Below are 25805 nucleotides of genomic sequence, written 5' to 3'. Positions count from 1 at the left end.
GCGGATCAGCGCGGGGGTTGGTCCTCGAGACGCTGCTCCTCCAGCAGAACTCCTCCGAGGATGCGTTCGACGGCGCGCCGGCCGAACACCCCGGAGCCTTCAAGGTCTGCGTCGTCCTCACGAGCGATGTCCTCCTCGTCCGGGGAGGCTGCCTCGGCCCAATCCGGAGGCGGGGAGGAGTCATACAGATCCTCTGCTGGTTGGTTCAGCTCACTGGGGGCAGCCTCTGCGCCGGGGGAGCCGTCCCTGTCGGCGAGACGCTGCCGAATCTGAGCGGCTCTCCCGTTGGCAGGCGCAGCCGGCTGGTCAACGGTGGTGGCAGCATCAGCGCCAGCGTTGGGGGTGGTCGGTGAGCGGCGGGCGAAGACCGGCACCGGCGACTTCTGCGGAACCCGGGAGTTCTGCTCTTGCCGAGGGTGCTGTGCGGTGTCCGCCTCAGTTGCTCTCGGGTGGGTCGGCTCAGGCTGCCAGGCGCCTGCTGGAGCAGGGGTGTCCCAGCGGTCTTCAGGCCAGGGCCCGGGATCCTCGTCCGGGTCCTCGGCATCCTCAGCACCCCACGGGCCATCGACGTGGTCGTCGGCTGACGCGGCGGGGTGCGGGGCGGCAGGGGGTTCAGCTGCTGGTTCGAAGTGGGCCGGAGCTGACGTCGCCTCAGCCCGGCCCTCACCTTTTGGGGCCGCGTCCTCACCACCGGGGGGTGATCCCGAGGTCAGTTCAAAGTTGACCTGCATTCCCAGAACTTCTTGGATCGTCTCTCCGAGGGCCTGCTCCCCGCTGCGGTTGGCGAAGGAGCTTCGGGCGCCGTCGTTGCTGAACGCCAATGTCAGGGTCTGGCCGTTGAACCCGGCCACAGAGACGTTGCCTTTGACCAGCATCCACAGCATGCGTGACCGTGACTTCATCGCATCGACGATGTCCGGCCAGGCGCGCTGCATCATGTCAGCAGACCCACCTGCAGAGGGTTCCGGCTGCCTCTGGGGTGCCGGCGCTTCAGCAGCCGGCTGGGGTGGGGTCACGGTGTGGTCGTCCGCCGGTGGGGATGCGGGTGCGGACGCAGGTGCTGGAGTCTCCGGCGGCGGGGACTGCTCTGAGTGGTCTGCGCTCCGGGAGCCGGGGGCAGGCTGTTCAGCTGCTGGCTCCGGCTGCTCAGCTGCGGGCGCAGGAGTCGGCCCAGGGTCGGAAGCGGGCTGCTCGGCTGCACGCTGCTCAGCGGGCGGCTGCTCAGCGGGCGGCTGGTGCTGAGAAGGTGGTGCGGCCTCGGCCGGGGCCTCTCCAGCAGGTGTGCTGCCGGCTCCGGATGTGAAGTCCATGCGGCGTTCGAGGCGTTCCAGCCGAGCGGCCAAGCTCGCGTGGCCCGATTCAGCGTGGGGCAGCAGCAGCCGGGCCATCAGCAGCTCGAGGTGCAGCCGCGGCGAGGTCGCGCCGACCATCTCCGTCAGGGCGGTGGCGGTGATGTCGGCGGCGCGGGAGAGTTCAGCGGGTCCGACCTGCTGAGCTTGGGCCTGCATCGTTCGGATCTGGTCCTCGGGCACACCGCGCAGGATCGCCTGCGGTGTCTCCGGCACCGACTTCACGATGATCAGGTCCCGCAGCCGCTCCAACAGGTCCTCCACGAACCGTCGAGGGTCCTGGCCGGACTGCACCACTTGGTCCACCACGGAGAATGCTTGAGACGCCTCCAGCGCGGCCACTGCCTCGACCACCTGGTCCAGCAGTGCAGCGTGGGTGAAGCCCAGCAGGGCCACGGCCCGGTCGTAGTCCAAACCGGTCTCTTCAGCTCCGGCGATCAGCTGGTCCAGGACGGACAGGGTGTCGCGCACCGAACCGCCGCCGGCCCGCAGGACCAGCTGCAGGACCCCCGGGGCCACAGCGATGTCCTCCGCCGCGCAGAGTCGCTCCAAATACTGCAGCAGCGGTTCCGGCGGCACCAGCCGGAACGGGTAGTGATGCGTCCTGGAACGGATCGTGCCGATGACTTTGTCCGGCTCGGTCGTGGCGAAGATGAACTTGATGTGCTCCGGGGGCTCTTCCACGATCTTCAGCAGCGCGTTGAAACCCGCGGCAGTCACCATATGGGCCTCATCGATGATGAAGATCTTGTACCGGTCGCGCACCGGTGCGAAGGTGGCCCGCTCACGCAGGTCCCGGGCGTCGTCGACCCCGCCGTGGCTGGCCGCGTCGATCTCAATCACGTCTAAGGATCCCGACCCACCGGTAGCCAGGTCCTGGCAGGAGTCGCACTCACCGCACGGCCGTCCAGTAGGACCCTGCGCACAGTTGAGGCAGCGCGCCAGAATGCGTGCCGAGGTGGTCTTTCCGCATCCGCGGGGGCCGGAGAACAGGTACGCGTGTGAGACAGCATCTTTGCCCAGGGCGGTCACCAGCGGGGCGGTGACATGGTCCTGGCCGATCACGTCGGCGAAGGTGTCTGGCCGGTAGCGGCGATACAGGGCGGTAGTCACAGTTCAGAAGCCTATCGCGGGAGGCGGACACGCGTCTCGGCGCGGCGGCCCAGACGCTGCTGGATGCCGCTGCTGTGGGGGAAGACGTAGAGCCAAGGGGTCCTGGAGCGAAGCGCGACGGCGGCCACCGACACCGTCAGCGCCACGGTGGTGCACATGATGGTGTGGGTGAAGGGATCTGCGTCGAGAAAGTTCATGAGCCGGTGGGTGAGCACCGCCGCCGGGAAGTGGACGATGTAGACGACGATCGAACTGCGCCCGACCCACGCGAGGAACGTCAGAAGCAGCCCCGATCTCACCCGTGAGGCCAACCAGATGGCCACCGCGATGCCGATCACCGAGCCCGGCACTGCGTAGAGCGTGCCGGTGCGCAGCCACCGGTCATCAGCTCCCATATAGGAGATGACGACCGCGATGATGCCAAGGACCAGGACCACAGCCCCGGGTGCTCTGATCCACCGAGGGACGGCCCGCACGCAGGCTGCGCCGAGGAAGAAGAACGCGCCGTTGTACAGCGTGCGGGTGGCGATGGAGAGATCAATGTCTGTGAACTGGCGGGTCAGCAGCATGGCGGCAAAGAGCCCGAGGGCGGCCAGAATGAATGCCCACCGGTTGCGCACCAGCGGCTTGAGCCCGACGCCGATCAGGTAGCAGATGGTCAGCGCGGTGAGGAACCACAGGTAGTCCCCGCCGCTGCGCCAGAAGACGGGGCTTTCGATGCCCCCGTGGTAGATGAACAGCCCGAACAGCAGGATCCACAGCAGCAGCGGCCACAGGATCGCAGCGACCTTGCCCCAAGCGTAGAGCCGCAGCGGTTTGGCCAGTGAGCGCGGCAGCAGCATCCCGGAGAGGAACATCAGCAGCGGCATCCGGAACGGTTCCAAGTACCTGTTGACCTGCGCCCACTCTTCGACCCCGTTGCCGTTCAGGTATGGGATATCGGCCCCATGAAGCACGACGACGAGCAGCACCGCGATCCCGCGCAGCATGTCCATCCATTGCATGCGCGCGCCTGCAGCCGTCGTGGCGGCAGGCGGGACGGGGGCGGGGATGGCGGAAGGCATAGCGATCCAGTATATCGGAACGAAGCGGTGCGGCTTCTTTGCGCCAACACCTCAGTGTGCGAAAGTTCTAGACAGTCACATTCGTGCTGTTCACCAGGTCGCACGCCGGCGCAGCGTGTTTTCGTGCGTCTGCGGCCCACCAGAAGGGATCCGATGCCACAGCGGGTTTACCGAATGCTGTTCCTGGGAGAATCCTGGGCGCATGTGCCCACCGGACGCGCCGAGCGGGCAGTCAGCCTGTTGCGTGGACACTCCGGTGAGCTTCCCGAGGCTCTGCGGCCTTTCACAGTCGCCGCAGACAGGGTGGTCGCCGGGACTCCGACAGCTCGGCTCTCAAGCTTGCAGAGCTCTGAGGTTCGCAGGAGCCCGAGCGGACTCCTCACGCGACTTCGGATCCGGCGGTTCGTCGGCGATCTCCAGCAGGCCGGCGTCGATGCGGTGGGCCTCGCCACGCCAGGGGTGATGGGTGTGGACTCACGGCTCTTCGGTGGCCTGCAGCGGGCATTGGCTGAGGCTCAGATCAGCGGCTTCGGGGCCGGCGTCACCCCATAGGAGGCGTATCGACCTCATCGAATCGCGCTGCCCGAGGCCGTGGGTGCCGGTGAAATTCACCTGCACGGCTGTATGTGGACGACGACGTCGGACTCGGAGACTGCCTCCAGCGCCTCTGACCCCCACCCACGCGCTCTCTGCGCCAGGGTAGGGGCTGCCCAGGCTCCCGGGGTCGTGCCCGGTGCAGCAGACATACTCCGGGTCGCGCTGCCCTTATGGGACAGTCAGTCCCGGTGGCGGACGTTGGATCAGTTCCACACCGCAGAGAAGCTGCTTGACGCTGACTATGATCTGATCCTTGGGCATGGTCCCGCTGCGGCCCAGGAGGTGCTGCGGCACCGGCGTCGCTGGGTCCTGCACAGCTTGGGTTCCCCGGCCGGTTCTGCGCATGGTGAAGACTCGGCCATCGGCGCGGGGAACTTCAGGTTCTTGACGATGCTGGAGGTGAGCTTCGAATCCGGTATGCGCAGTCTGCGCCTGAAGCTCTACCCGGTTGTCCCCGCCGCAGATCACCACGCCGCCTCCGGGATTCGACTGTGCGGGGAGTCCCAGCTGGCCGCCGTCGTGGAGTCTCTGCAGCGCCAGTCACCCAATGGATGGAGCTTTGACAACCCGGCCCGCAGCAGCGGGCAGGATGATCTGGGCTGGTACATTCAGCTGGATCTGGGCTCCTTGCCGACCGTGGAACCGCCCCAGCGGGCACCTGGGCTGCTGGATGAGGGGGACCCGGACCAGACCCAGCCCTTCCGGACCTATGCCGGCATCCGCCAGGGCCTGGAACGGTTCTCCCCCGAGCGGCACCTCGGGTCCTCGCTGAATGCGGAGGCGGCCGAGCTGGCTGGCGCTGAGGTCGAATGGGTGACTTCGAAAGTGGCACTGGCCACCGCCGATCAGCGTTCCTACTTGGTTGATGGCTATATGGCCCACAGCTCACAGGTCGGCGCCGAGGTCTGCACGGATAAGTACCAGACCCATCGTTTCTTGCGGCGCGCCGGTGTGCCGGCAGCTCGGGCGGCGCTGGTGCGCTCAGCTGATGAAGCCTGGGAGGCGGCCGAACAGATCGGGCTTCCCGTGGTGATCAAGCCGGCGGATCGAGACCGGGCCCGAGGGGTCAGCGTCAATCTGAGGACACGTGACGACGTCGAGGCTGCCTACCAGCGGGCGCGGGGGAGCAGCCGCAGAGTGATGGTCGAGCAGCACATCGACATTGAGACCGAGATGCGGGTGATGGCCTCCAGCGCAGAGTGCGTCTCGATCACTGAACGCATACTGGCCGAAGTGTGGGGCGATGGCTTCTCCACAGTTCAGCAGCTGATCGAGGAGCGCAACCTCTACCGCAGCAGCATCTTCAGCCTCCGGGGCAAGGACGCGCCGATCGACGAGTCCGCCCTCGGGCGTATCGCAGAACAGGGGTACGACCTGCAGGACGTCCCCGACGTTGGTGCAGTGGTCATTGTGGGCACCGTCGGTGGCCAGAGCAGCGGGGGTGACATTGCCGAGATCTCCCACACAGCAGACGCGCGAATCAGCTCGGCAGCAGTGGCCGCGGTCCGCGCTGTTCCGAGCCTGCGCTGGGGCGGGGTGGACCTGATGATCCAGCTGGGCACAGGTGATGTCTACGTGGTGGAGGTCAATTCGCGCTCCGGGTACGGCAGTGCCACGTTTCCCTCTTTCGGAACGCCGAAGGATGTGGCCGGCCGCGTGTGGCAGCTGCGTGTGCAGCACGCTCAAGAGGCTGCTCGGCAGGGCACCGAAGAAGCTGCGCCTACATTGGCCGTTGGATCCGGGCCGACGCTGAAACAGCTTCCCTACGCCACGGATCGGGACCGTTCTCTCGCGCAGCTGCTGTTCGCCGTTGCCGAGCATCATGGATACCGGGTCAGGCGCCGCGGGCCGCGACTGCGTCAGGTCACCTCCCCCGAGGGGGATGAGCAGCTGCTGACCTGGCAGGGTCTCGGGGCCGAAGATTTGGCCGTCGCGGTCCGGATGCTCAGCAAATTCGGCACACTGGATCGGATCCTGAAGGCCGCCAATGTTCCCCTGGTCCAGTCCCGGACCGTCACCAACGCCGGGCAGGCGGAGCGTTTCCTGCGCCAACAGGGTCCCGGTCTCATCACCCCGTTCCACTCTGCGTGGGGCGGGGCCCGAACCCAGTCGCTAGCCCCAGGGGAGGCAGAACGGCTGGACTTCACCGACCGGTGGATCGTCCAGGAACAGCCATCTGGGCACCGGCTGCGAGTGTTGGCTTTCCGCGATGGGGCGCTGGCCGTGACGGGGGAAGAGTCGGATGTTGCAGCCGTACCGCGTGTCTCCGCAGAGCGCCTGGCGGTCCAGGCGGTGCGCGCGGTTCCCCAGCTGTGGTGGGGTGTGGTCGAGATCGTAGTGCCTGCCGACGGGGATGACCATCTGCCGCCCGCTGGCCTGGTTCAAGGCATGAGCCTGACCCCGAGGTTCTCTCCCGCGGACACGGTGGAGGCCGGAGATATCGACCGGTTCTTCCAACGCCTGTTGGGAGAAGACCGCCAGTGGCAACGTCAGGGCACGGCGATAGGCTGAGCTCAACGAGGGGCACGAGGCGCGATAACAACGTTCGGCATCTCCAGATTGGATCAGACGGTCGCGAGACGGCCAAGAGATCATCATTACTGAGCGGGGCACACCGGTGGCGCGGCGAGCGGGATCTCTTGCGCCCACTGATTGACCCACCAGGGCGTCATGTTCCCTCGATTCAGCCCCTACTCAGAAAGTTGTTCACGCTTCCGCTTGGCTGCGACAGCGAAAGCGCCCATGCCTACCGCTAGAACAAGAATGGTGATGAGTCGGCCAGCGCCGAAATCCTCGAACAGTCCTGGCACCAGCAAGATGGTAACCGTAGAGACGACGCTGGGCCCGATTATGCCGTGCCCTTCACGAGGGCGGCGATGTCATCCGCAGTGATGCCTCCGGAGTGGCCGGAGAGTCGTTCGATGTCATTGCCCGTGGTGTGGCACTTTCCCCTGGCGATCGCGACGTGAAAGTCGTTGGCCACGCTGTGGGCATGCTCGGGGTCGATACCGCCGTCCACGAGTGCCGAGTCGACCTCAGAAGGCGTGGCGGGGCGGTGGGTGATCTGTCGGCCGACCGCTTCGGTAAGTAGGGCGGCGACGTCGTCGTAGGTGTAGGGCGTGGGGCTGACAAGGTTATAGGTGGAGCCGATGTGACCGTCCTGAGTGACTGCCGCGGCGATCGCCGCAGCCTGAGACACCCGCGGAGCCCAGTTCATCGCGCGGTTCTCGGTGGCCGAAAGCAGCTGGCCGGACTCCACTGCCACCGTGAGCTCCGGAGCGAGCTCCTCCAGGTACACCGAATTGCGGAGGAACGTGAACGCAATGCCGGCCGCGCGAATCGAGTGCTCAATCGCCAGGTCGACGTCTTCGAGGCCGAACGGACGCTTCTCGGCGTCCGAAAAGCTCACAAAGGCCAGCTGTGTCAGGTGCCCACCATGGGCAGCCATGACCGCACCATGAAGCTGATGGAGGCGAACGGCGTTGTCCAAAGACGGCGGGGAAATCAGGACGAGCTTATCGACCCCGTCGATGGCGCGCGCGAACCCCTCCGGGTCGTCATAGCTGGCCACCCGCGGCGACATGCCCCGTGCGGCGAAGCGCTCACCTTTGCTGGCGGCGCGCACCAGAGGCATGACCTCATCTGCCGGAAAGCCACCTTCCAGCAGATGGTCGATGACCAGGCCGCCGAGGTTTCCGGTGGCACCGGTCACTGCGATCGTGGGCATGACGACTCCTTTCGCGAGGCGCCTACGTTCCTTCAGCGTAAGGATGAACACCAAATGATCGCGTACTTTTCCGCGCAGCTTCGACTGCTCAAGAAACAGCACACCCCGCCTGACCCGGGAAAATTCCTAGTCAGGCGGGGTTATTGGCGGAGGTGGAGGGATTTGAACCCTCGATCCCCGGTTAAGGGGATCCTTCATTAGCAGTGAAGTCCGTTCGGCCGCTCCGGCACACCTCCTGGACGCGTCAGGTGCGAAAACATCGCTCGCGACGCGCCTACACAGACTAGCGGGTCGAAGCCGCCCAGATCAAAGCAAGGTTCTGGCGCCCACCCGGTAATGTTGCTGCGGGTCCAGAAGGTCGGCCCCCAAAAGGTCGGGGCCGCAACTACTGCCGAGGGGGAGACGAGGAATGAGCAGCAGCGCGGAACGTGTCATCGCCGTCGTCGGTGCTGGCCCCCGTGGAACCTCATTCCTGGAGCGCCTGCTGGCACACATCGAGCAGATCGCGCCCAACGATCGGCCACGGCTGCGCATCAAGGTCTTCGACCCCGCTCCGCACGGACCGGGAAAGGTCTGGAATCCCGAGCAGTCACCGCTGTACCTGATGAACACTCCAGCCAGCTACCCCACAGCGGCCCCGACCGGTGAGACCCAGGAGGCTCTGCCGGCGTCGTCGTGCTCGATGAGCTTTATGGACTACGCCACGCTCAACGGGCTGAAGTACGACGACGCAGACTTCCCCGCCCGCGCCCACTACGGCCACTACCTGGCCTGGCTGAGCAAAGAGGTCAGTGCCCGCCTGCGCGGACGCGGGGCAGCTGTGGAGCACATTGCCGCGGAGGTCACGGCGCTGCGGCAGCACCAGTGCGGCTACCGGATGCAGACTGAGGGCAGCTGGCACCAGGCGGATGCGGTGGTTCTGGCCCTGGGGCACCTGGCGGCCGAGCCCAGCGGTCCCAGCGGCCGGCTGGCACGCACCGCTGCCGAGGCCGGGCTGCACTATCAGGGCGCCGCGATCCCCACGGACGTGGACTATGACGACTTCCCCGCGGCAGAGAACGTCCTGGTGCGCGGCATGGGCCTGAACTTCTTCGACCTGCTGATCCAGCTGACTGTCGGCCGGGGTGGCCAGTTCGAAGAACACCACGACGCCGGGCCCGGGTCTCGGTACGACTATCTGCCGTCGGGCCGGGAGCCGGTGATCATCGCCGGGGCTCGTCGCGGCACCCCATACCGCGCGAAGACCACTGCGAAGGGCGTCGTACCGGCAGTCGTCGAGCTTGAGCACCTGACCCAGCAGCGCATTGACCAGCTGCTGGAACAGCGCACTCAGCTGGACTTCGTCGAGAACCTCTGGCCGCTGATCCAGGCCGATGCCCTGGTGGTGTACCGGCGGGCAGGAGGCACCGACGCGGCGTTTGACGTCGACGACTACGCTCATCCCTTCGCCCACCGGACCTTCACCTCTCATGCTGACTACCAGCAGCAGATGCGCAGCTGGCTGGTTGAGGATGCGACCAGTGCGCAGGCCGCTGAGCGCAGTCCCGAGAAGATGGCTCTCAACGCTGTGCATGCCGCGCGGCTGCGCATCAAACCGCTGCTGACCCAGGGGCTCATCACTGCGGCGAGCAGGCTGCACGACGTCGAGGGGTGGTTCGAATCGTTGATTGAGGGGCTGGCCAGCGGCCCGCCGCTGCAGCGCATCGAGGAGCTGGCCGCCTTGGTGCGGGCCGGCGTCGTGGAGTTTCTGGGTCCTGACCCCGTCTACGGGGTGGACCGGAAGGATGGCCGCTTCATCGCCGACTCTGCTGCCGTGGCGGGAGCCCGCTACACCGCACAGCACATGGTCGAAGCGATGATGCCGCCCAACCGCATCACCCAAGCAGGATCACCTTTGGTCACTGACATGCTCAGCAGTGGACTGGCTCGGCCCGCCAGCTTCGACGTCGACTCTGAGACTCACGTGCACAAGGGCTTCGACGTGTCCGGCCAGCCCTACCGGCTGCTCGACTGCCAGGGCCAGCCCGTGGGTGGGGTCTACGTGCTGGGACTGCAGCTGTCTTCGGTGCAGTGGGGGACTGCCATCGCGGCCGAAGCCGGAGGTGAGGCGCATGTCACCGCCCAGACGTTGGCCGATGCTGACGCCGTGGCACGCGATCTTCTGGAGCAGCTGACCGACTGACACTTTTCGCCCTGACGGCGCTCATACCATCCGCTCGAGCCACCACGCTCGATCACTTACTAACCGACCGGTCGGTAAGTCTGTTAGAGTACACAAGCACAGTGACCCCAATCACATTGTCGAGCATGATTCTTCATGTCGGGGTTGCTCCTTTAAACAGTACGAGCGCAGGCGCCAACGGAGGCACTATGAGTCAGCAGGGATACCTCAGCAATGAGGGCCATCAGGTGACTCGCGAGGAGAAGAAGGTCCTTGCGGGAACTCTGGTGGGCACCACGATCGAGTGGTATGACTTTTTCATCTACGCGCAGGCTGCCGGATTCGTTCTGGCGGTGCTGTACTTCGAGCCGTTGGGGGAGGAGAGTGAAACCCTGGCGCAGCTGGTTGCCTGGGCCTCAGTCGGCATCTCATTCCTCTTCCGGCCGCTGGGAGCGATCCTGGCCGGGTGGATCGGTGACCGGTTCGGACGCAAAGTAGTCCTGGTCATCACCCTGATGGGTATGGGTGGTGCGACGTTCCTCGTCGGCGTCCTGCCCACGCACGCCACTTGGGGCATGGCTGCCCCCCTTCTGCTGATCGTTCTTCGTGTGATCCAGGGCCTCTCCGCCGGCGGTGAGTGGGGCGGTGCCGCACTGCTCTCGGTGGAGCACGCACCTCGCCATAAGCGCGGGCTGTTCGGCATGTACCCCCAGATCGGCGTTCCTCTGGGCATGATCCTAGCCACCCTGTTCATGTTCGGCCTCAACGCATTCCTCACCGAGGAGCAGTTCCTCCAGTGGGGCTGGCGCGTACCGTTCATCTTCTCCTTCGTGCTGATCGTGGCCGCCTACCTGATCCGCCGCCGGGTCGAGGAGTCCCCGGTCTTCACCGAGATGAAGGAGCGGAAGAAGGAATCCTCAGCGCCGCTGAAGGAGCTGGTCACCACCCACAAGAAGTACACCTTTCTCGCCGCCCTGATCTTCGCAGCCAACAATGCAGCCGGTTACTTGGTCATCGCGTTCTTCGCAGCCTACGGCGCTTCGTCGTTGGGAATGTCGCGCACCGAGACGCTCACTGCTTCACTCATCGGCGGTGTGGGCTGGTTCATCTTCACCGTGTTCGGCGGATGGATCTCCGACCGGATCGGACGGGTTCTCACCTTCCAGATCGGCTACGGCATCATCATCGTGTGGGCGATCCCCATGTGGTTCCTCATCGATACCGGGGTGGTGTGGATCTTCACGCTGGCGATCGTCGTTCTCACCATGGGGCTGGGGCCCTCCTACGGCCCGCAGTCTGCGCTGTATGCAGAGATGTTCCCGGTTTCCATCCGGTTCTCCGGGGTCTCCATCGGCTACGCCTTCGGCTCGATCATCGGCGGCGCGTTCGCTCCGATGATCGCCCAGGCGATCCTCGATGGCACCGGTCAGTCCTGGATGATCGGCCTCTACATCTCCGGGCTGGCTATCATCTCGTTCCTGGCCGTCTCGGTGGTGCCCAAGAAGCTGCAGGGCATCAACCTGCAGGACGACAGTGAGCGTGAGGAGTTTAAGATGGCACCTAAGCTCAAAGCTGACTGAAACACCGTGATCCACCCTCTCGATCCACCATTCGCACCTTTAAGGAGAAATGACCATGTTTAGAAGAGCTTCAAGCGCACGTCTCACCGCAGGGGTCGCAGCTGCTGCCCTGCTGCTGACCGCGTGCGGCAACGGAAACGGCGACGGCGACGCCAACGGCGGCAGCGGCGACAACGGAGACAACGGCGAAGCCGCCGAGAGCTACTCGATCGGCGTCACCCAGCTGGTCAACCACCCCGCTCTGGACTCTTCCGCGGAAGGCTTCAAGGAAGCCTTCGAGGAGGCGGGGATCGAGGTCGAATGGGATGAGCAGAACGCCCAGGGCGAGCAGGAGACTGCCTCCAACATTGCTGGCACCTTCGCCTCGGGCGACTACGACCTGATCCATGCGATCGCCACGCCGACTGCTCAGGCCGCAGCACAGCAGATCACTGAGGATCCGGTCGTCTTCTCCGCTGTCACTGACCCGGAGGACGCAGGACTGGTTGACTCCTGGGATGAGCCCGGCGGCAACCTCACCGGCGCCTCGGACATGAACCCGGTTGCTGAGCAGCTGGAGCTGCTGCAGGAGATTGTGCCTGACCTGGAGACGGTCGGCGTGGTCTACTCCTCCGGCGAAGCGAACTCCCAGGTGCAGGTGGAGCTGCTGAATGAGGCCGCCGACGAGCTGGGTCTCGAGGTGGAGGAAGCCACCATCTCCGCCTCCGCCGAGGTGCAGCAGGGGGTGGAGTCGCTCAGTGCTGACGCCATCTACGTGCCCACTGACAACGCTGTGGTCTCAGCCCTGGAAGCCGTCATCCAGTACGGCCAGGCTAATGAGGTTCCGATCCTCGCCGCAGAGGCCGACTCGGTCATCCGCGGGGCAGTAGCCACCTACGGCATCGACTACCACCAGCTGGGTGTTCAGGCCGGCGAGATGGCCATTCGCATCCTGCAGGATGGTGAGGACCCTGCCAGCATGGCCGTGGAGACTCTCTCGGAACTGGAACTGACGGTGAACCCGGACGCAGCCGAGGCCATGGGCATCGAGATCCCGCAGGAAGTCATGGACCGCGCTGACGTAGTCGTCGGCGAGGATGTTGACGCTGAGGACCCAGCTGAAGCCGGCGATGAGGGCGACGACGACGAATAATGATCACTGCGCTCGAACTAGGCCTGATCTATGCGTTGGTGGCGCTCGGGGTCTACCTGACCTTCAGGATTCTGAACTTCCCTGATCTGACGGTGGACGGCTCCTTCACCTCGGGAGCCGCCACCGCGGCCGTCCTCATCGTCAACGGAACTGACCCGTTCCTAGCCTCTGCCGCGGCCTTCGTGGTGGGCGCCCTGGCGGGGCTGATCACCGGCCTGCTGCACACCAAGGGAAACATCAACGGCTTGCTGGCCGGCATCCTGACGATGATCGGGCTGTACTCGATCAACCTGCGCATCATGGGCGGGGCCAACATTCCCCTGCTGGGTGAGGACACGCTCATCTCGGGCCTTCGCGACGTCGCGGGATCCGGGTGGACCTCGGTGCTGGTGCTGGTGGCCATGGCGCTGGTCTTTAAGCTCATCATCGACTGGTTTCTGCACACCGACTCCGGCCTGGCTCTGCAGGCCACTGGCGACAACGAACAGATGATCACCTCCTTCGCAGTCTCCACCGACCGGATGAAGATCATCGGCCTGATGATCTCCAACGGTCTGGTGGGGCTGGGCGGTGCCATCGTCGCTCAGTTCCAGGGCTTCGCCGATATCGGTATGGGCATCGGCCTGATCCTGGTGGGACTGGCCTCGGTCATCGTGGGACAGGCGATCTTCGGCACCCGGGTGGTCATGCAGGCCACACTGGCAGTGGTGCTGGGAGCGGTGGTCTATCGGCTGGCTATCCAGTTCGCGCTCAACGTGGGGCTGAACCCCAACGACATGAAACTGATGTCAGCAGTGCTGGTCGTCGCCGCTCTGCTGCTGCCGCAGTGGAAGGGATTCCAGCGCATCGCCCAGTGGCGCAAGAACCGGACCGCGTTGGACGCCGCGGGGGATGCCACGCTGACATCCGAAGCCAAAACTCACGGGGAGAAGGTGCGCTGAGTCATGCTGAACGTCTCTGAAGTCTCGAAGACCTTTTTTCCGGGAACGGTCAACGAACGACGCGCCCTCGATGATGTGAATCTTCAACTGGCCGCCGGGGACTTTGTCACGGTCATCGGTTCCAACGGTGCCGGAAAGTCCACGGTGCTCAACACCGTGGCCGGACGCATCACCCAGGAGAAGGGCGTCGTTGAGCTGGAGAATCGAGATGTCTCCAAGCTCAAGGAGCACCAGCGGGCCGCTCAAATCGGCCGGGTGTTCCAGGACCCCATGGCGGGGACCAGCCCAAACCTGACCATCGAGCAGAACCTCTCCCTGGCCGACAGGCGCGGCTACAGCCGAGGACTGCGCCTGGGGGTCACCGCCTCGAAGCGCGAGCGGTTCGCCGAAGCGCTGAAAGTTCTGGAACTGGGGCTGGAGGATCGACTGAGGGCTAAAGTCGGCTTGCTCTCGGGAGGTCAGCGACAGGCACTGAGTCTGCTGATGGCCACCCTCTCCCAGCCGAAGGTCCTGCTGCTGGATGAGCACACCGCGGCGCTGGACCCTCAGCGGGCCGAGTTGGTGACCCGGCTGACCACCAAGATTGTGAAGGAACAGAAGCTCACCACACTGATGGTCACCCACAACATGGCTCAGGCCCTGGAGGTGGGCAACCGGCTGATCATGATGCACGAGGGCCGCATCATCCTCGACGTCTCTGACGAGGAGAAGGAGAAACTCGCTCCCGGGGATCTGCTGGCCGAGTTCAGCAAGATCAAGGGCGCCGTGGTTGACGACAAGACCATGCTGCAGTAGCCGATTACGATGTGTATGGGAGAAAGGGGGGCCAGTCGAACGGCCCCCTTTCTCGTGCCCCCGGCGGGGCGGTCGACATGTGCTTCAGGACCTTCTGGCGGGCATCCCTCACCCTATGAAGCAGAGTCCTCTCTTCGCGATCGCAGGCGACGCAAGTAGTAGGTCAGCTGCGCCGCGAAGGCGGGGCCGTCAAAGCGGTCCGCGACGGCGATACGGTTCACCTGGGCGCCCATCATGTATGTGATCAGCATGTCCGCTTCGGTCGAGATGTCGATGTCGGCCGCCAGCTCATTCTGCTCGTGTGCCTGTTCGAGCCAGCCGATGATCTGAGCGCGCCACGGCTCGATCGTCTCCTGGGTGGTTCGAGCATGCAGATCGTTCTGCGCCACCTCGCCCCAGAAGGACAGGACCACCCGAGCTTCGTCCCGTAGGGCGTCACTGACGGGAAGCACTTCGTCGGCGAACGCCTCCAGCGCGGCGAGCCCGCTGCGCCCTTTGGTTGCCTTCTCGACCCGACGGTTCGTCGCATTGAATACGTACAGATAGGTCGCCGAGAGCAGGTCGGATTTCGACGCGAAATAGGGTTTGATCGCACCATTGGCGAAACCGGCCTCAGTGGCGACATCCCGCATCGTGGCCCCTGAGAGGCCCTGGCGGACAATTATGCGCAGCGTAGCCTGCATCAGATCGCGGCGGCGCTGGTCATGATCGACGATCTTGGGCACATTCCATCCTTTCGGTGACTTATTGATGATCTCAGGTCCGGACCGCCGCAACGAATTTTCGGGAACCTCTTGACTCTTTTATCTACGAGTGTAGATTTAAGCGTGACACACCGCACAGTCACTCGCGACCTACGCCGCGGAAAGGTTTCACCATGACCACTGAAACGCCAAGCGCTGTTACGACGGCATACGCTCAGCAGACCCCAGAAGAGATCAGCGCCGTGCGCGCCCTGCTGAAGGACGATGGTTACTTCCCTGCCGAGGCTCGCATCGCCTACCTCGGACTGATCGACCCGCCCCGAGGGACCGAGCGGGCAGAGGTAGAGGTAGACCGCCGCTTTCGCGTGTTCGTTCTGAACACCGCCGAAGGGACTTCACGGGACATCGTGGTGTCCGCTACTCATCAGACGGTTGTCTCCGTGACCGAGCTGGACACAGCAGTCGACGGCGAACTTCCGGTGTTGGAGGAAGAGTTTGAAGTCGTGGAGGCTGTACTTGCGGAGAACGCTGAGTGGCGCTCCATCCTCAAACGCCGCGGGCTGCCAGTCGCTGAGGTCCGTGTAGCGCCGCTGTCAGCGGGTGTGTTCGAGTACCCCGACGAGGCGGGCCGACGGATCCTGCGGGGGTTGGCCTTCCACCAGAAGCACTCGCAGGACTCCGCCTGGGCTCACCCGATCGATGGGCTTGTGGCCTACGTCGACGTCACCAACCGTGTGGTGGACCAGATTCTCGACCTGGAAGACGTTCCGGTACCGGCCGAGCACGGCAACTTCACCGACCCGGACCTCACCGGTCCCGTCCGCACCACACAGAAGCCGATCTCCATCACCCAGCCGGAGGGGCCGTCCTTCTCTGTGACCGACGGAAATCACGTCGAATGGGAGAAGTGGAGCCTGGACGTAGGGTTCGATATGCGCGAAGGCCTGGTGCTGCACAATATTTCCTTCCAGGATGGGGAGCGCAAGCGAACGATCCTGGACCGCGCTGCCATCGCTGAGATGGTCGTGCCCTACGGGGACCCCTCACCGGTGCGGTCCTGGCAGAACTACTTCGACACCGGAGAATACCTGATCGGTCAGTGGGCCAACTCCTTGGAGCTGGGCTGCGACTGCTTGGGGGACATCACCTACCTCTCTCCGTGGGTCGCCAACAATCAGGGTGAACCGCGGCAGATCAAGAACGGCATCTGCATGCATGAAGAGGACTGGTCCATCCTCTCCAAGCACACCGAGCTGTGGACCGGGGAGTCCTACACCCGCCGCAATCGCCGCCTGGTGATCTCCTTCTTCACCACCGTCGGAAACTACGACTACGGCTTCTACTGGTACCTCTACCTGGACGGCACCATCGAGTTCGAAGCCAAGGCCACAGGCGTCGTGTTCACCTCCTCCATCCCGGACGGCCCAACGGATTTCGCGTCCGAGATGGCGCCCGGCCTGGGTGCGCCCTTCCACCAGCACCTGTTCTCCGCCCGGTTGGACTTCGCCCTTGACGGCGGCAAGTGCCGAGTCGAAGAGGAGGATGCAGTCCGGCTGCCGTTCTCCGAGACCAACCCCCGCGGCAACGCCTTCACCCGCAGCCGTACCGTGCTCTCCACCGAACAGCAGGCCCAGCGAGACAGTGCTCAGGAGAAGGGCCGCACCTGGGTGATCGCGAACCCCGAGTCCAGGAATCGGCTCGGTGCTCCCGTCGGATACAAGCTGCACCCGCAGGGGCTGCCCACGCTGTTGGCCGCGGAGGGATCATCCATTCACCAGCGGGCGAACTTCGCCTCCAAGGCACTGTGGGTCTCGCAGTACCACGAAGACGAAAAGTACCCCACCGGAGACTTTGCTAACCAGCACCCCGGAGGGGCAGGGCTGCCCGCGTGGACCGCAGCGGACCGCAGCGTGGACGGCGAAGAGATCGTCGTCTGGCACAGCTTCGGTCTGACGCACTTCCCACGCGTGGAGGATTGGCCGATTATGCCCGTCGATACGGTCGGTTTCAAGCTTCGGCCGGAGGGCTTCTTCGACCGGTCTCCCGTCCTGGATGTGCCGGCACCGACTCCGGGACACGCCTGCTGCTCGACCAATGGCACCTCCAATGGTTGCAGTTGCCACTGATCAGCTGACTCGCCCCGCCTGGGCGGTCGCAGCGGTTGCGGCGATGTCGATATTGGCGCACATCTGGATGTTGGCATTCCACGCCCACGGAGTGGCCCTCACAGTACTGATGATCGCCATGACTCTGTGGTGCGCGTGGTGCGCGGTGGAGGCTCTCCTCCGCCCCAGCGTTCACTGCTTGCAACGGCTGCTGCTGATGTCCCTGGCAATGGTGGCTGTTCATACCATGATGATCGTTGTCCCGGCGCAGGCGGGCTCCGGAGGGCACGCCCACCACCAAGGCGCCGACACCGCAGCGCCCGGCACAGCGATCACCGCGGCAGATGGCCAAGCCTCAGCGATGCTGGCGATCATCGCCATCGAGTTTCTCGTCGCAGTGGTCTGCGCGCTGAGCCTGCGCCGCCGCAGATCACCCCAAGCCTTCGATCTCATAAGTGAAAATCACACCGCAAACACAACATAAGGAATGATGATGACTGTTCAATCTGATGCACTGTTGACTCTTGACCATCTGCTGGACACCGTTCAGGAGCCGAACGGGCGTGAAGTGATCGACCCAGCTACTGGGGCGACCGTGGGGCGCACGCGTGTAGGCACTCCGCAGGACATCAACGCTGCCGTTGCCGCAGCGAAACAGGCCCAACCGAACTGGGCAGCTCGCAGCCACGCTGAGCGCAGTGACCTGCTGAACCAGGCTGCAGACGCGGTCGAGGCATCGGCCGAAGCCCTGGCCGAGCTGCTGAGCCGTGAGCAGGGGAAGCCGTTGAACGGGCCGAACGCCCGTTTCGAAGTCGGTGCTTGTGCTGCCTGGCTCCGCGCCAACGCCGGCTTCGAGCTTGAGCCTGAAGTGGTAGTCGACGATGAGTCCGGTCGCGCGGAGCTGCACTACAAACCGGTCGGCGTCGTCGGCGCGGTGGGGCCGTGGAACTGGCCGATGATGATTTCGATCTGGCAGCTGGCCCCAGCGCTGCGGATGGGCAACACCGTGGTGCTCAAACCCTCGGAGTACACCCCACTGTCGGTCCAGGCCCTTGTGCATGTGCTGAACCAGGTGCTGCCGGCCGACGTGCTGCACGTGGTGCCCGGCGACGGCGAGGTGGGCGCAGCACTCATCAGTCACGCACAGGTGGACAAGATCATGTTCACCGGCTCCACTAAGACCGGACAGGCCATCATGCGCACCGCCGCCGACACCCTGGCCCGGCTGACCCTGGAGTTGGGCGGCAACGACGCCGGGATTGTGCTGGACGATGCTGATCCGCAGGCAATCGCCGAGGAGCTCTTCTGGGGTGCATTCATCAACACTGGTCAGACGTGCGCGGCGATGAAGCGACTGTATGTCCCGGAAGGGCTGTACGACCAGGTCTGCGAAGCCCTGGTTGAAGTCGCTGAGAATGCGCCGATGGGAGTGGGTCTGGACGAGAAGAATGTGCTGGGTCCGCTCCAGAACAAACAGCAGTACGACATTGTGGCCAGGCTGGTGCAGGCGGCCAAGGACGGCGGAGCGCGCATCCTCACTGGTGGGGACCCGGACGAGTCCCAGGCCGGCTATTTCTATCCCACGACGCTGGTAGCCGATATCGACAACGACAACCCACTGGTGGCCGAAGAGCAGTTCGGGCCCGCGCTGCCAATCATCAAATACACCGAGCTGGACCAGGCCATTGAGTGGGCCAACGCCCTCGATGTGGGTCTGGGCTCCTCGGTGTGGGGCAACGACGTCGACCTGTGCAGGAAGGTTGCCGCCCGACTGGAGGCTGGGACTACCTGGATCAACAAGCACGGGGCTGTGGACCCAAGGATTCCGTTCGGAGGGGTAAAGAATTCCGGGTTCGGTCTTGAATTCGGCCTAGAAGGCCTCAAGCACGTCTCTGTGCCCCATGTCATCAGCTGGTAACTAACCCTCGGGCCTACTTGGAAGAGGACAATCATGAGTGAATCTGTTGCTCGTACACAAATACCTGCCCCAGAAGAATCAGCACTTGCACAACGCACACTCGGGGTGCCTGCGCTGGTCTTCCTCATCATCGCGGCCTCGGCGCCGCTGACCGTGCTTGCCGGAGGTGCCACCACCAGTTTCGCGGTCACCGGAGAAACCGGGGTTCCTGTGGGGTACCTGGCGCTGGGGATCATTCTGGTGTTCTTCGCCCTGGGATATGGGCGTATGAGCACCTATGTGCAGAATGCTGGCGCGTTCTACGCCTACGTCGCCGCCGGGCTCGGTGCTCGTCAGGGGATCGGCACCTCCTTCCTGGCGCTGGTGACCTACAACGCGATGCAGATTGGTCTCTACGGAGTCTTCGGGTTCACCGCATCATCGATCATCGGCGACGTCATAGGCTTGGAGCTGCCGTGGTGGGTGTGGGCGCTGGCAGCCTGGCTGCTGATCGGGGTGCTGGGCATCAACAAGATCGACCTTTCCGCCAAGGTCCTGATTGTCATTGTGAGCCTGGAGTTTGTTGTTGTCATCGGCGTGAGCCTGTTGTCCTTCGGCGTGGCTCCGGAAGGCATCAGCGCTGATCCCTTCTTGCCGATGAACTGGCTCACCGGCAGTCTCGGGGCGCTGCTGGCCTTCGGGATCGCGGCGTTTATGGGCTTTGAGTCCGGAGCCATCTACTCGGAGGAGGTGAAGAACCCGAAAAGGTCGGTGGCCCGGGCGACCTACATCGCGGTCGGCATCATTGCGGTCTTCTACGCACTTTCGTCCTGGGCATTCGCCATTGGCATCGGCCCGTCCGAGATCGTGGCGCAGTCCCAGGAGTGGGGCCCGGACCTGATGTTCGTTTTCCTGGAGCAGCAGGTTCCGGTGGTCGTCGCCAACCTGGCCGCGGCGCTCTTTCTGACCAGCATCTTTGCCGCAATGGTTGCCTTTCACAATGCGGCAGCCCGGTACTTCTTCTCGATGGGGCGGGCTCGGGTGCTTCCGCAATACCTGGGTGCCACCGGCGCGCAGAACGGCGCTCCCGTAGCCGGATCGATGACACAGACGGCACTGGCTTTGGTGTTCATCATCATCTTCGCCATCTCAGGCACCGGATCCGAATTTGGCCCCCTGTACCCGGTGATGACCATGTTCCCGTGGCTGACCAATGCTGCAGGGTTCGGGATGGTGCTTCTGCTGTGCATCACCTCAGTTGCGATCATGCGCTACTTCGGACGCGACCCCCACAACCATCCTCTTCTGATCAGGACGGTGGCTCCACTGGTCGCGGCGATCGGGCTGGGTGTGATCGCAGTGCTGATCATGTTGAACTTCGACGTCATGATCGAATCCGAGGGCTTCTCTGCGCTGGTCGTCATCATCCCTGGAGTGATCATCGGCTCTGGGATTGTGGGCCTGATCTGGGGAGAGTACCTGCGCGTAAAGAGGCCAGAGATCTACCAGGCGGTCCGAGACGCCAACATCGGCTGATCGTTTCGTGACAGGGGAGTGGCTGCCTCAGATGCGAGGTTGGCGGCAGCCACCCTCCTGTCACGTCGACGCCGAAGCCAAAACACCGTGGCTTGCAAAACACAGCGGCTTTTCGTCGATGCCGCGGAATATGTCCCGCGGCGACCATGAAAACTTGCGGTGTATTGAAGCCTGTGCCGCGGCTCACAAAATGTGCTTGCCGGGCCACCGCAGATGATATATGATCTCAAATATGTTCAGTCCTGGGAAGATTATCGCCGTCCATATCAGCTACGAATCACGCGCTGCTGAGCGTGGACGACGCCCCAAAGCGCCGTCGTACTTCTTCAAGCCCACCAGCTCGGTGGCTGCTTCCGGGGATTCGGTGGAGCGGCCCGCCGGCACCGAGCTGCTGGCCTTCGAAGGTGAGATCGCCCTGGTGATCGGCGCCGAAGCGCGCAACGTTTCACTGGAGAAGGCCTGGAGTCACGTGGAATCGGTGACCGCCGCCAACGACTGGGGGCTCTACGACCTGCGGGCAGCGGACAAGGGATCCAACGTTCGCAATAAGGGGCGCGACGGATACACTCCGTTGGGCCCGGAGCTCATCGACGCCGAAGGCCTCGACCCCCAGGCGCTGCGCGTGCGGACATGGAAGAACGGGCAGCTGGTCCAGGAGGACAGCACTGACGGGCTGATCTTCTCGCTGGCCCACATCGTCGCCGACCTCTCCCAGCACCTGACGCTGCACCCCGGCGATGTGATCCTCACCGGAACCCCGAAAGGCGCGTCCGTCGCCCAGCCCGGAGACACCGTCGAGGTGGAAGTCGACGCCCCCGACCGGGGTGTGAGCACCGGACGTCTTGTCTCCACCATCGTGGAGGGTGAGGACTCATTCGACCCCGAACTGGGTTCTGTGCCCCAGGTCAACGACCTGCAGCGCGAAGAAGCATGGGGCAGCCGCGACGCAGCGGGCCTGCCCGCAGCCGGACCAGCCCTGAGCCCAGAGCTGAAGGCCAAGCTGACCCAGGCGCCGGTCGCCGGACTGTCTCAGGAGCTGCGCAAGCGCGGACTCAACAATGTGGCCATCGACGGGGTCCGCCCGACCCGACCGGGCCAGAAGCTGGTCGGCACGGCAAAGACCCTGCGCTTCGTGCCGAACCGTGAGGACCTCTTCAAGTCCCACGGCGGCGGTTTCAACGCACAGAAGCAGGTGTTCGACGCCGTGGCCGAGGACGAAGTCATCGTCATCGAAGCCCGCAACGAATCCGGCTCGGGCACCCTGGGCGACATTCTGGCCCTGCGAGCGCAGACCCGCGGCGCCGCAGGCGTGGTCACCGACGGGGGAGTCCGTGACTACACCACGGTGGCCGACATCGACCTGCCGGTCTTCACCCGCGGCGCCCACCCGGCCGTGCTGGGACGCAGACATGTGCCCTGGGACGCTGACCTGACCATCGCCTGTGGAGGCGCAACGGTGCAGCCCGGCGACCTCATCGTCGGAGACGACGACGGCGTCGTCGTCATCCCCCCAGCCCTGGCCGAAGAAGTGGTCGACGCGGTCCTGGCCAAGGAGGCCGAGGACGCGTGGGTCGCTGAACAGGTCAAAGCCGGGGCCCCGATCGAAGAGGTCTTCCCGATGAACCAGCAGTGGCGGACCCGCTACGAGGCTGAGCACGGGAGGGCGTGAGGCCGTGTCTGTGCCGGCGACCGCATCCACCAGCAAGCCCGAATCCACCAGCAAGTCCCAGCGCACCTACGACTGGCTCAGCCAGCGCATCCTGACCCGGGACTTCAACCCCGGCTACCGGCTGGTCCTCAGCAGTATCGCTGCCGAGCTGGGCGTCAGCACTGTGCCGGTGCGGGAGGCGATCCGCCGGTTGGAGGCCGAAGGGCTGGTGGAGTTCGAGCGCAATGTGGGCGCCCGGGTCGCGATGGTCAATCAGGAGGAATACGTCGAGACCATGCAGACCCTGGGGGTCCTAGAAGGCGCAGCCACTGTGCTTTCCCTGCCGCACATCACCGAGGACGACGTCGCCGCGGCCCAGGGCATCAACGACCAGATGCGAGCCGTGCTCAGCGACTTTGACCCCTCGGTCTTCACCGTGCTGAACGAGAGGTTCCACCGTGCGCTGTTCGCCCGCTGCCCCAACGCGCACCTGAGCATGCTGGTGGACCGAGGGTGGGGACGAATGGCCGGGCTGCGCACCTCCACCTTCAGCTTTGTGCCGGACCGGGCGCCGCGCTCGGTCGATGAGCACGACGAAATCCTGACGCTGATCCGGGACCAAGCAGATCCCGCCGATATCGAGATGAGAATCCGCCACCACAAATGGCGCACCGTGGAGGCCTTCCGCGACCAGGACGGTTAGCAGCCCGGCCCCGCAGGCTGCCCACCACGATCACCAGACCACAGCAACACATCAAGGAGCACCACGATGACACACTATGAGACTCGTACCCCCGCCGAGCTGCCGGAGCAGATCCGGCACTACATCGACGGCGAATTCGTCGACTCAGCCGACGGAGCAACCTTCGACGTCATCAGCCCGGTCACCAACGAGACCTATATTCAGGCCTCGGCGGGCAGCAGCGCCGATATTGACCGCGCCGTCGCCGCAGCCCAGCGAACCTTCGACGCCGGCACCTGGTCCCAGGCGCTGCCCCGGGAACGCTCACGGGTGCTGCACAAAATCGCAGATGTGGTGGAGACCCGCGGCGATCGCCTGGCCGAGCTGGAGTCCTTCGACACCGGCCTGCCCATCACCCAGGCGCTGGGCCAGGCACGCCGGGCAGCAGAGAACTTCCGGTTCTTCGCCGATCTGATCGTCGCCCAGCACGATAATGCCTTCAAAGTTCCCGGACGTCAGGCCAACTACGTCAACCGCAAGCCGATCGGCGTGGCCGGACTGATCACCCCCTGGAACACTCCCTTCATGCTGGAGAGCTGGAAGCTGGCCCCGGCCATCGCCACCGGAAACTCGGTGGTGCTCAAGCCGGCCGAGTTCACCCCGCTCTCCGCCGGCCTCTGGGCGGGCATCTTCGAAGAGGCTGGCCTGCCAGCTGGTGTGTTCAACCTGGTCAACGGCATGGGTGAAGATGCTGGCGATGCGTTGGTGAAGCACCCCGAGGTCCCGCTGATCTCCTTCACCGGAGAGTCCAGCACCGGCCAACTGATCTTCGCCAACTCGGCGCCGCACCTGAAGGGCCTCTCCATGGAGCTGGGCGGCAAATCCCCGGCCATCGTCTTCGCCGACGCCGATATGGAGACCGCCATCAACGCCACCGTCTTCGGCGTCTTCTCGCTCAACGGCGAACGCTGCACCGCCGGTTCCAGGATCCTGGTGGAACGCAGCATCTACGACGAGTTCGTCGAGCGCTACGCCGCCCAGACCAAGCGCGTCAAGGTCGGCCTGCCCCACGAGCCCGCCACCGAGGTCGGCGCCCTGGTGCACCCGGAGCACTTCGACAAGGTGATGAGCTACGTGGAGAAGGGCAAGGAGGAGGCCCGCCTGGTCGCCGGCGGTGGCCGCCCCGAGGGGTTCGAGACCGGCAACTTCGTCGCCCCCACCGTCTTCGCCGACGTCTCCCCGGACGCCAGCATCTTCCAGGACGAGATCTTCGGCCCCGTGGTGGCCATCACCCCCTTCGATACCGAAGAGGAGGCGCTGAAGCTGGCCAACAACACCAAGTACGGCCTCGCCGCCTATGTGTGGACCAACGACCTGAAGCGCTCGCACAACTTCGCCCAGGCCGTGGAGGCAGGCATGGTGTGGCTGAACTCCAACAACGTCCGCGACCTGCGCACCCCCTTCGGCGGTGTGAAGGCCTCAGGTCTGGGACACGAGGGCGGCTACCGGTCCATCGACTTCTACACCGACCAGCAGGCTGTGCACATCAACCTCGGTGAAGTGCACAACCCCGTCTTCGGCAAAGCCGACTGAGCTTCCTGCCGCTGAGCCCTATTCTGCTGAGCCCCTTTCCACCTGACAGAGCAAGGACGCCTGACATGACCCCCAACACCCCTGACGCAACGATTCCGACCCCGTCGTCGCCGGCTCCCGATGTAGTGCGCTGCGCCTATATGGAGCTGGTGGTCACCGACCTGAAGCGCTCCCGCGACTTCTATGTGGACGTACTGGGCCTCGTGGTCACCACAGAGGACGAGAACGCCATCTACCTGCGCTCCATGGAGGAGTTCATCCACCACAACCTGGTGCTGCGCCAAGGCGACGCCGCCGCCGTGGCCGCCTTCTCCTACCGGGTGCGCAGCCCCGAGGAGGTCGACAAAGCCGAGGCCTACTACAAAGAGCTGGGCAGCCCGGTGAAGCGTGCGAAGAACGGATTCGTCACAGGCATCGGTGACTCCGTGCGGGTGCAGGATCCGCTGGGCTTCCCCTACGAGTTCTTTTACGACGTCGAACACGTGGAGCGGCTAGCCTGGCGCTACGACCTCTACTCGCCCGGCGCCCTGGTGCGGCTGGACCACTTCAACCAGGTCACCCCAGATGTGCCCAAGGCCGTGAAGTACATGGAGGACCTCGGCTTCCGGGTCACAGAAGACATCCAGGACGCCGAAGGCACCACCTACGCCGCGTGGATGCGGCGCAAGCCCACCGTCCACGACACCGCCATGACCGGCGGCGCGGGTCCCCGGATGCACCACGTGGCCTTCGCCACCCACGAAAAGCACAACATCCTGGCCATCTGCGACAAGCTCGGTGCCCTGCGTCTCTCCGACCACATCGAACGCGGACCCGGCCGGCATGGGGTCTCCAACGCCTTCTACCTCTACCTGCGCGACCCCGACGGCCACCGCGTGGAGATCTACACCCAGGACTACTACACCGGCGACCCCGACAACCCGGTGGTCACCTGGGACGTCCACGACAACCAGCGCCGCGACTGGTGGGGAAACCCGGTCGTGCCCTCCTGGTACACCGAAGCCTCCACCGTGTTGGACCTGGAGGGCAACCCGATGCCCACCGTGGAGCGCAGCGAGACTGACGAAATGGACGTCACCATCGGCGCCGACGGCTTCTCCTACACTCGCAAGGGCGATGAAGAGACCATGCCCGAGTGGAAACAGGGCGAATACAAACTCGGACACCAGCTGTAGGGGGGA

Annotated in this window: 20 protein-coding genes and 1 tRNA gene; 16 read left to right on the top strand and 5 right to left on the bottom strand. The window is 64.6% G+C overall.

Features of this window, described 5'->3' with window-relative positions:
- Window positions 1–5: 5 nt before the first annotated feature.
- Window positions 6–2462, bottom strand: coding sequence for a DNA polymerase III subunit gamma and tau (locus FHX47_RS07505; RefSeq protein WP_183358309.1), 2457 nt, complete (start codon window positions 2460–2462; stop codon window positions 6–8).
- A gap of 11 nt (window positions 2463–2473) precedes the next feature.
- Entirely contained in the window at window positions 2474–3526 is a 1053-nt protein-coding gene (locus tag FHX47_RS07500; protein ID WP_183358308.1) for an acyltransferase family protein, read from the bottom strand.
- Window positions 3527–3679: 153 nt separating this feature from the next.
- Here FHX47_RS07500 and FHX47_RS07495 point away from each other — a divergent pair, with 153 nt between their 5' ends.
- The 3 genes from FHX47_RS07495 (at window position 3680) to FHX47_RS11130 (ending at window position 6779) form a co-directional block, all read left to right on the top strand.
- Window positions 3680–4078 (top strand): hypothetical protein, encoded by a 399-nt coding sequence (locus FHX47_RS07495; protein WP_183358307.1) that lies wholly within the window; start codon window positions 3680–3682, stop codon window positions 4076–4078.
- Window positions 4079–4321: 243 nt separating this feature from the next.
- Window positions 4322–6634, top strand: a complete 2313-nt coding sequence (locus FHX47_RS07490; RefSeq protein ID WP_183358306.1) for an acetate--CoA ligase family protein — start codon at window positions 4322–4324, stop codon at window positions 6632–6634.
- A gap of 52 nt (window positions 6635–6686) precedes the next feature.
- Complete coding sequence (locus tag FHX47_RS11130) at window positions 6687–6779, top strand: type II toxin-antitoxin system prevent-host-death family antitoxin (protein WP_183358337.1); 93 nt, start codon at window positions 6687–6689, stop codon at window positions 6777–6779.
- A gap of 192 nt (window positions 6780–6971) precedes the next feature.
- On the opposite strand, the gene FHX47_RS07480 is transcribed toward FHX47_RS11130, so the two are convergent.
- Complete coding sequence (locus FHX47_RS07480) at window positions 6972–7850, bottom strand: NmrA family NAD(P)-binding protein (protein ID WP_183358305.1); 879 nt, start codon at window positions 7848–7850, stop codon at window positions 6972–6974.
- Between the two features lie 144 nt (window positions 7851–7994).
- A tRNA-Ser gene (locus tag FHX47_RS07475) sits at window positions 7995–8086 on the bottom strand.
- A 173-nt stretch (window positions 8087–8259) separates the two neighbouring features.
- Between FHX47_RS07475 and FHX47_RS07470 the strand changes: the two genes are divergently transcribed.
- The 5 genes from FHX47_RS07470 to FHX47_RS07450 all read left to right on the top strand — a co-directional run bounded on the left by FHX47_RS07470 (window position 8260) and on the right by FHX47_RS07450 (window position 14459).
- On the top strand, window positions 8260–10032 hold the full coding sequence (locus tag FHX47_RS07470) for an FAD/NAD(P)-binding protein (protein WP_183358304.1): 1773 nt from the start codon (window positions 8260–8262) through the stop codon (window positions 10030–10032).
- A 188-nt stretch (window positions 10033–10220) separates the two neighbouring features.
- Window positions 10221–11591, top strand: a complete 1371-nt coding sequence (locus FHX47_RS07465) for an MFS transporter (protein ID WP_183358303.1) — start codon at window positions 10221–10223, stop codon at window positions 11589–11591.
- 55 nt (window positions 11592–11646) lie between these two features.
- Complete coding sequence (locus FHX47_RS07460) at window positions 11647–12723, top strand: ABC transporter substrate-binding protein (RefSeq protein ID WP_221206213.1); 1077 nt, start codon at window positions 11647–11649, stop codon at window positions 12721–12723.
- Window positions 12723–13664 (top strand): ABC transporter permease, encoded by a 942-nt coding sequence (locus tag FHX47_RS07455; RefSeq protein ID WP_183358301.1) that lies wholly within the window; start codon window positions 12723–12725, stop codon window positions 13662–13664. The genes FHX47_RS07460 and FHX47_RS07455 overlap by 1 nt, the downstream gene beginning before the upstream one ends.
- Before the next feature lie 3 nt (window positions 13665–13667).
- A complete protein-coding gene (locus FHX47_RS07450; protein ID WP_183358300.1) occupies window positions 13668–14459 on the top strand; it encodes an ABC transporter ATP-binding protein in 792 nt (263 codons plus the stop codon).
- 113 nt (window positions 14460–14572) lie between these two features.
- Here FHX47_RS07450 and FHX47_RS07445 read toward each other — a convergent pair whose 3' ends face one another.
- Window positions 14573–15184 carry a TetR family transcriptional regulator C-terminal domain-containing protein gene (locus FHX47_RS07445; protein ID WP_183358299.1) on the bottom strand — a complete coding sequence of 204 codons (612 nt, stop codon included), beginning with the start codon at window positions 15182–15184 and terminating at the stop codon, window positions 14573–14575.
- A 152-nt stretch (window positions 15185–15336) separates the two neighbouring features.
- On the opposite strand from FHX47_RS07445, the gene FHX47_RS07440 reads away from it, so the two are divergent.
- The 8 genes from FHX47_RS07440 (at window position 15337) to hpaD (ending at window position 25799) form a co-directional block, all read left to right on the top strand.
- Window positions 15337–17289 (top strand): primary-amine oxidase, encoded by a 1953-nt coding sequence (locus FHX47_RS07440; RefSeq protein ID WP_183358298.1) that lies wholly within the window; start codon window positions 15337–15339, stop codon window positions 17287–17289.
- Entirely contained in the window at window positions 17270–17752 is a 483-nt protein-coding gene (locus tag FHX47_RS07435; RefSeq protein WP_183358297.1) for a hypothetical protein, read from the top strand. Before FHX47_RS07440 ends, FHX47_RS07435 begins: the two co-directional genes overlap by 20 nt.
- A gap of 9 nt (window positions 17753–17761) precedes the next feature.
- The gene (locus FHX47_RS07430) at window positions 17762–19186 is read left to right on the top strand and encodes an aldehyde dehydrogenase family protein (RefSeq protein WP_183358296.1); all 1425 of its coding nucleotides are present in this window, start codon (window positions 17762–17764) and stop codon (window positions 19184–19186) included.
- Between the two features lie 33 nt (window positions 19187–19219).
- Window positions 19220–20701, top strand: a complete 1482-nt coding sequence (locus FHX47_RS07425) for an APC family permease (protein ID WP_183358295.1) — start codon at window positions 19220–19222, stop codon at window positions 20699–20701.
- Between the two features lie 232 nt (window positions 20702–20933).
- The gene (locus FHX47_RS07420) at window positions 20934–22370 is read left to right on the top strand and encodes a fumarylacetoacetate hydrolase family protein (RefSeq protein ID WP_246328098.1); all 1437 of its coding nucleotides are present in this window, start codon (window positions 20934–20936) and stop codon (window positions 22368–22370) included.
- 10 nt (window positions 22371–22380) lie between these two features.
- Window positions 22381–23052, top strand: a complete 672-nt coding sequence (locus FHX47_RS07415) for an FCD domain-containing protein (RefSeq protein ID WP_183358293.1) — start codon at window positions 22381–22383, stop codon at window positions 23050–23052.
- 66 nt (window positions 23053–23118) lie between these two features.
- Entirely contained in the window at window positions 23119–24624 is a 1506-nt protein-coding gene (hpaE, locus tag FHX47_RS07410; protein WP_183358292.1) for a 5-carboxymethyl-2-hydroxymuconate semialdehyde dehydrogenase, read from the top strand.
- Between the two features lie 65 nt (window positions 24625–24689).
- The gene (hpaD, locus tag FHX47_RS07405) at window positions 24690–25799 is read left to right on the top strand and encodes a 3,4-dihydroxyphenylacetate 2,3-dioxygenase (RefSeq protein WP_183358291.1); all 1110 of its coding nucleotides are present in this window, start codon (window positions 24690–24692) and stop codon (window positions 25797–25799) included.
- Window positions 25800–25805: the final 6 nt, after the last annotated feature.

It is taken from the genome of Garicola koreensis (assembly GCF_014195445.1).
GTDB classification, from domain to species: Bacteria; Actinomycetota; Actinomycetes; order Actinomycetales; family Micrococcaceae; genus Nesterenkonia; species Nesterenkonia koreensis.
The sequence above is the reverse complement of the archived record's forward strand: the minus strand, read 5'-3'. Positions and strand labels throughout refer to the sequence as shown.

Excerpts from the sequence above, each read along its gene's own strand:
- FHX47_RS07470 (WP_183358304.1), top strand. The coding sequence starts at position 8,260 with ATGAGCAGCAGCGCGGAACGTGTCATCGCCGTCGTCGGTGCTGGCCCC.
- FHX47_RS07440 (WP_183358298.1), top strand. The coding sequence starts at position 15,337 with ATGACCACTGAAACGCCAAGCGCTGTTACGACGGCATACGCTCAGCAG.
- FHX47_RS07455 (WP_183358301.1), top strand. The coding sequence starts at position 12,723 with ATGATCACTGCGCTCGAACTAGGCCTGATCTATGCGTTGGTGGCGCTC.
- FHX47_RS07425 (WP_183358295.1), top strand. The coding sequence starts at position 19,220 with ATGAGTGAATCTGTTGCTCGTACACAAATACCTGCCCCAGAAGAATCA.
- hpaD (WP_183358291.1), top strand. The coding sequence starts at position 24,690 with ATGACCCCCAACACCCCTGACGCAACGATTCCGACCCCGTCGTCGCCG.
- FHX47_RS07430 (WP_183358296.1), top strand. The coding sequence starts at position 17,762 with ATGACTGTTCAATCTGATGCACTGTTGACTCTTGACCATCTGCTGGAC.
- FHX47_RS07460 (WP_221206213.1), top strand. The coding sequence starts at position 11,647 with ATGTTTAGAAGAGCTTCAAGCGCACGTCTCACCGCAGGGGTCGCAGCT.
- FHX47_RS07420 (WP_246328098.1), top strand. The coding sequence starts at position 20,934 with ATGTTCAGTCCTGGGAAGATTATCGCCGTCCATATCAGCTACGAATCA.
- hpaE (WP_183358292.1), top strand. The coding sequence starts at position 23,119 with ATGACACACTATGAGACTCGTACCCCCGCCGAGCTGCCGGAGCAGATC.
- FHX47_RS07500 (WP_183358308.1), bottom strand. The coding sequence starts at position 3,526 with ATGCCTTCCGCCATCCCCGCCCCCGTCCCGCCTGCCGCCACGACGGCT.
- FHX47_RS07465 (WP_183358303.1), top strand. The coding sequence starts at position 10,221 with ATGAGTCAGCAGGGATACCTCAGCAATGAGGGCCATCAGGTGACTCGC.
- FHX47_RS07435 (WP_183358297.1), top strand. The coding sequence starts at position 17,270 with ATGGTTGCAGTTGCCACTGATCAGCTGACTCGCCCCGCCTGGGCGGTC.
- FHX47_RS07495 (WP_183358307.1), top strand. The coding sequence starts at position 3,680 with ATGCCACAGCGGGTTTACCGAATGCTGTTCCTGGGAGAATCCTGGGCG.
- FHX47_RS07480 (WP_183358305.1), bottom strand. The coding sequence starts at position 7,850 with ATGCCCACGATCGCAGTGACCGGTGCCACCGGAAACCTCGGCGGCCTG.
- FHX47_RS07450 (WP_183358300.1), top strand. The coding sequence starts at position 13,668 with ATGCTGAACGTCTCTGAAGTCTCGAAGACCTTTTTTCCGGGAACGGTC.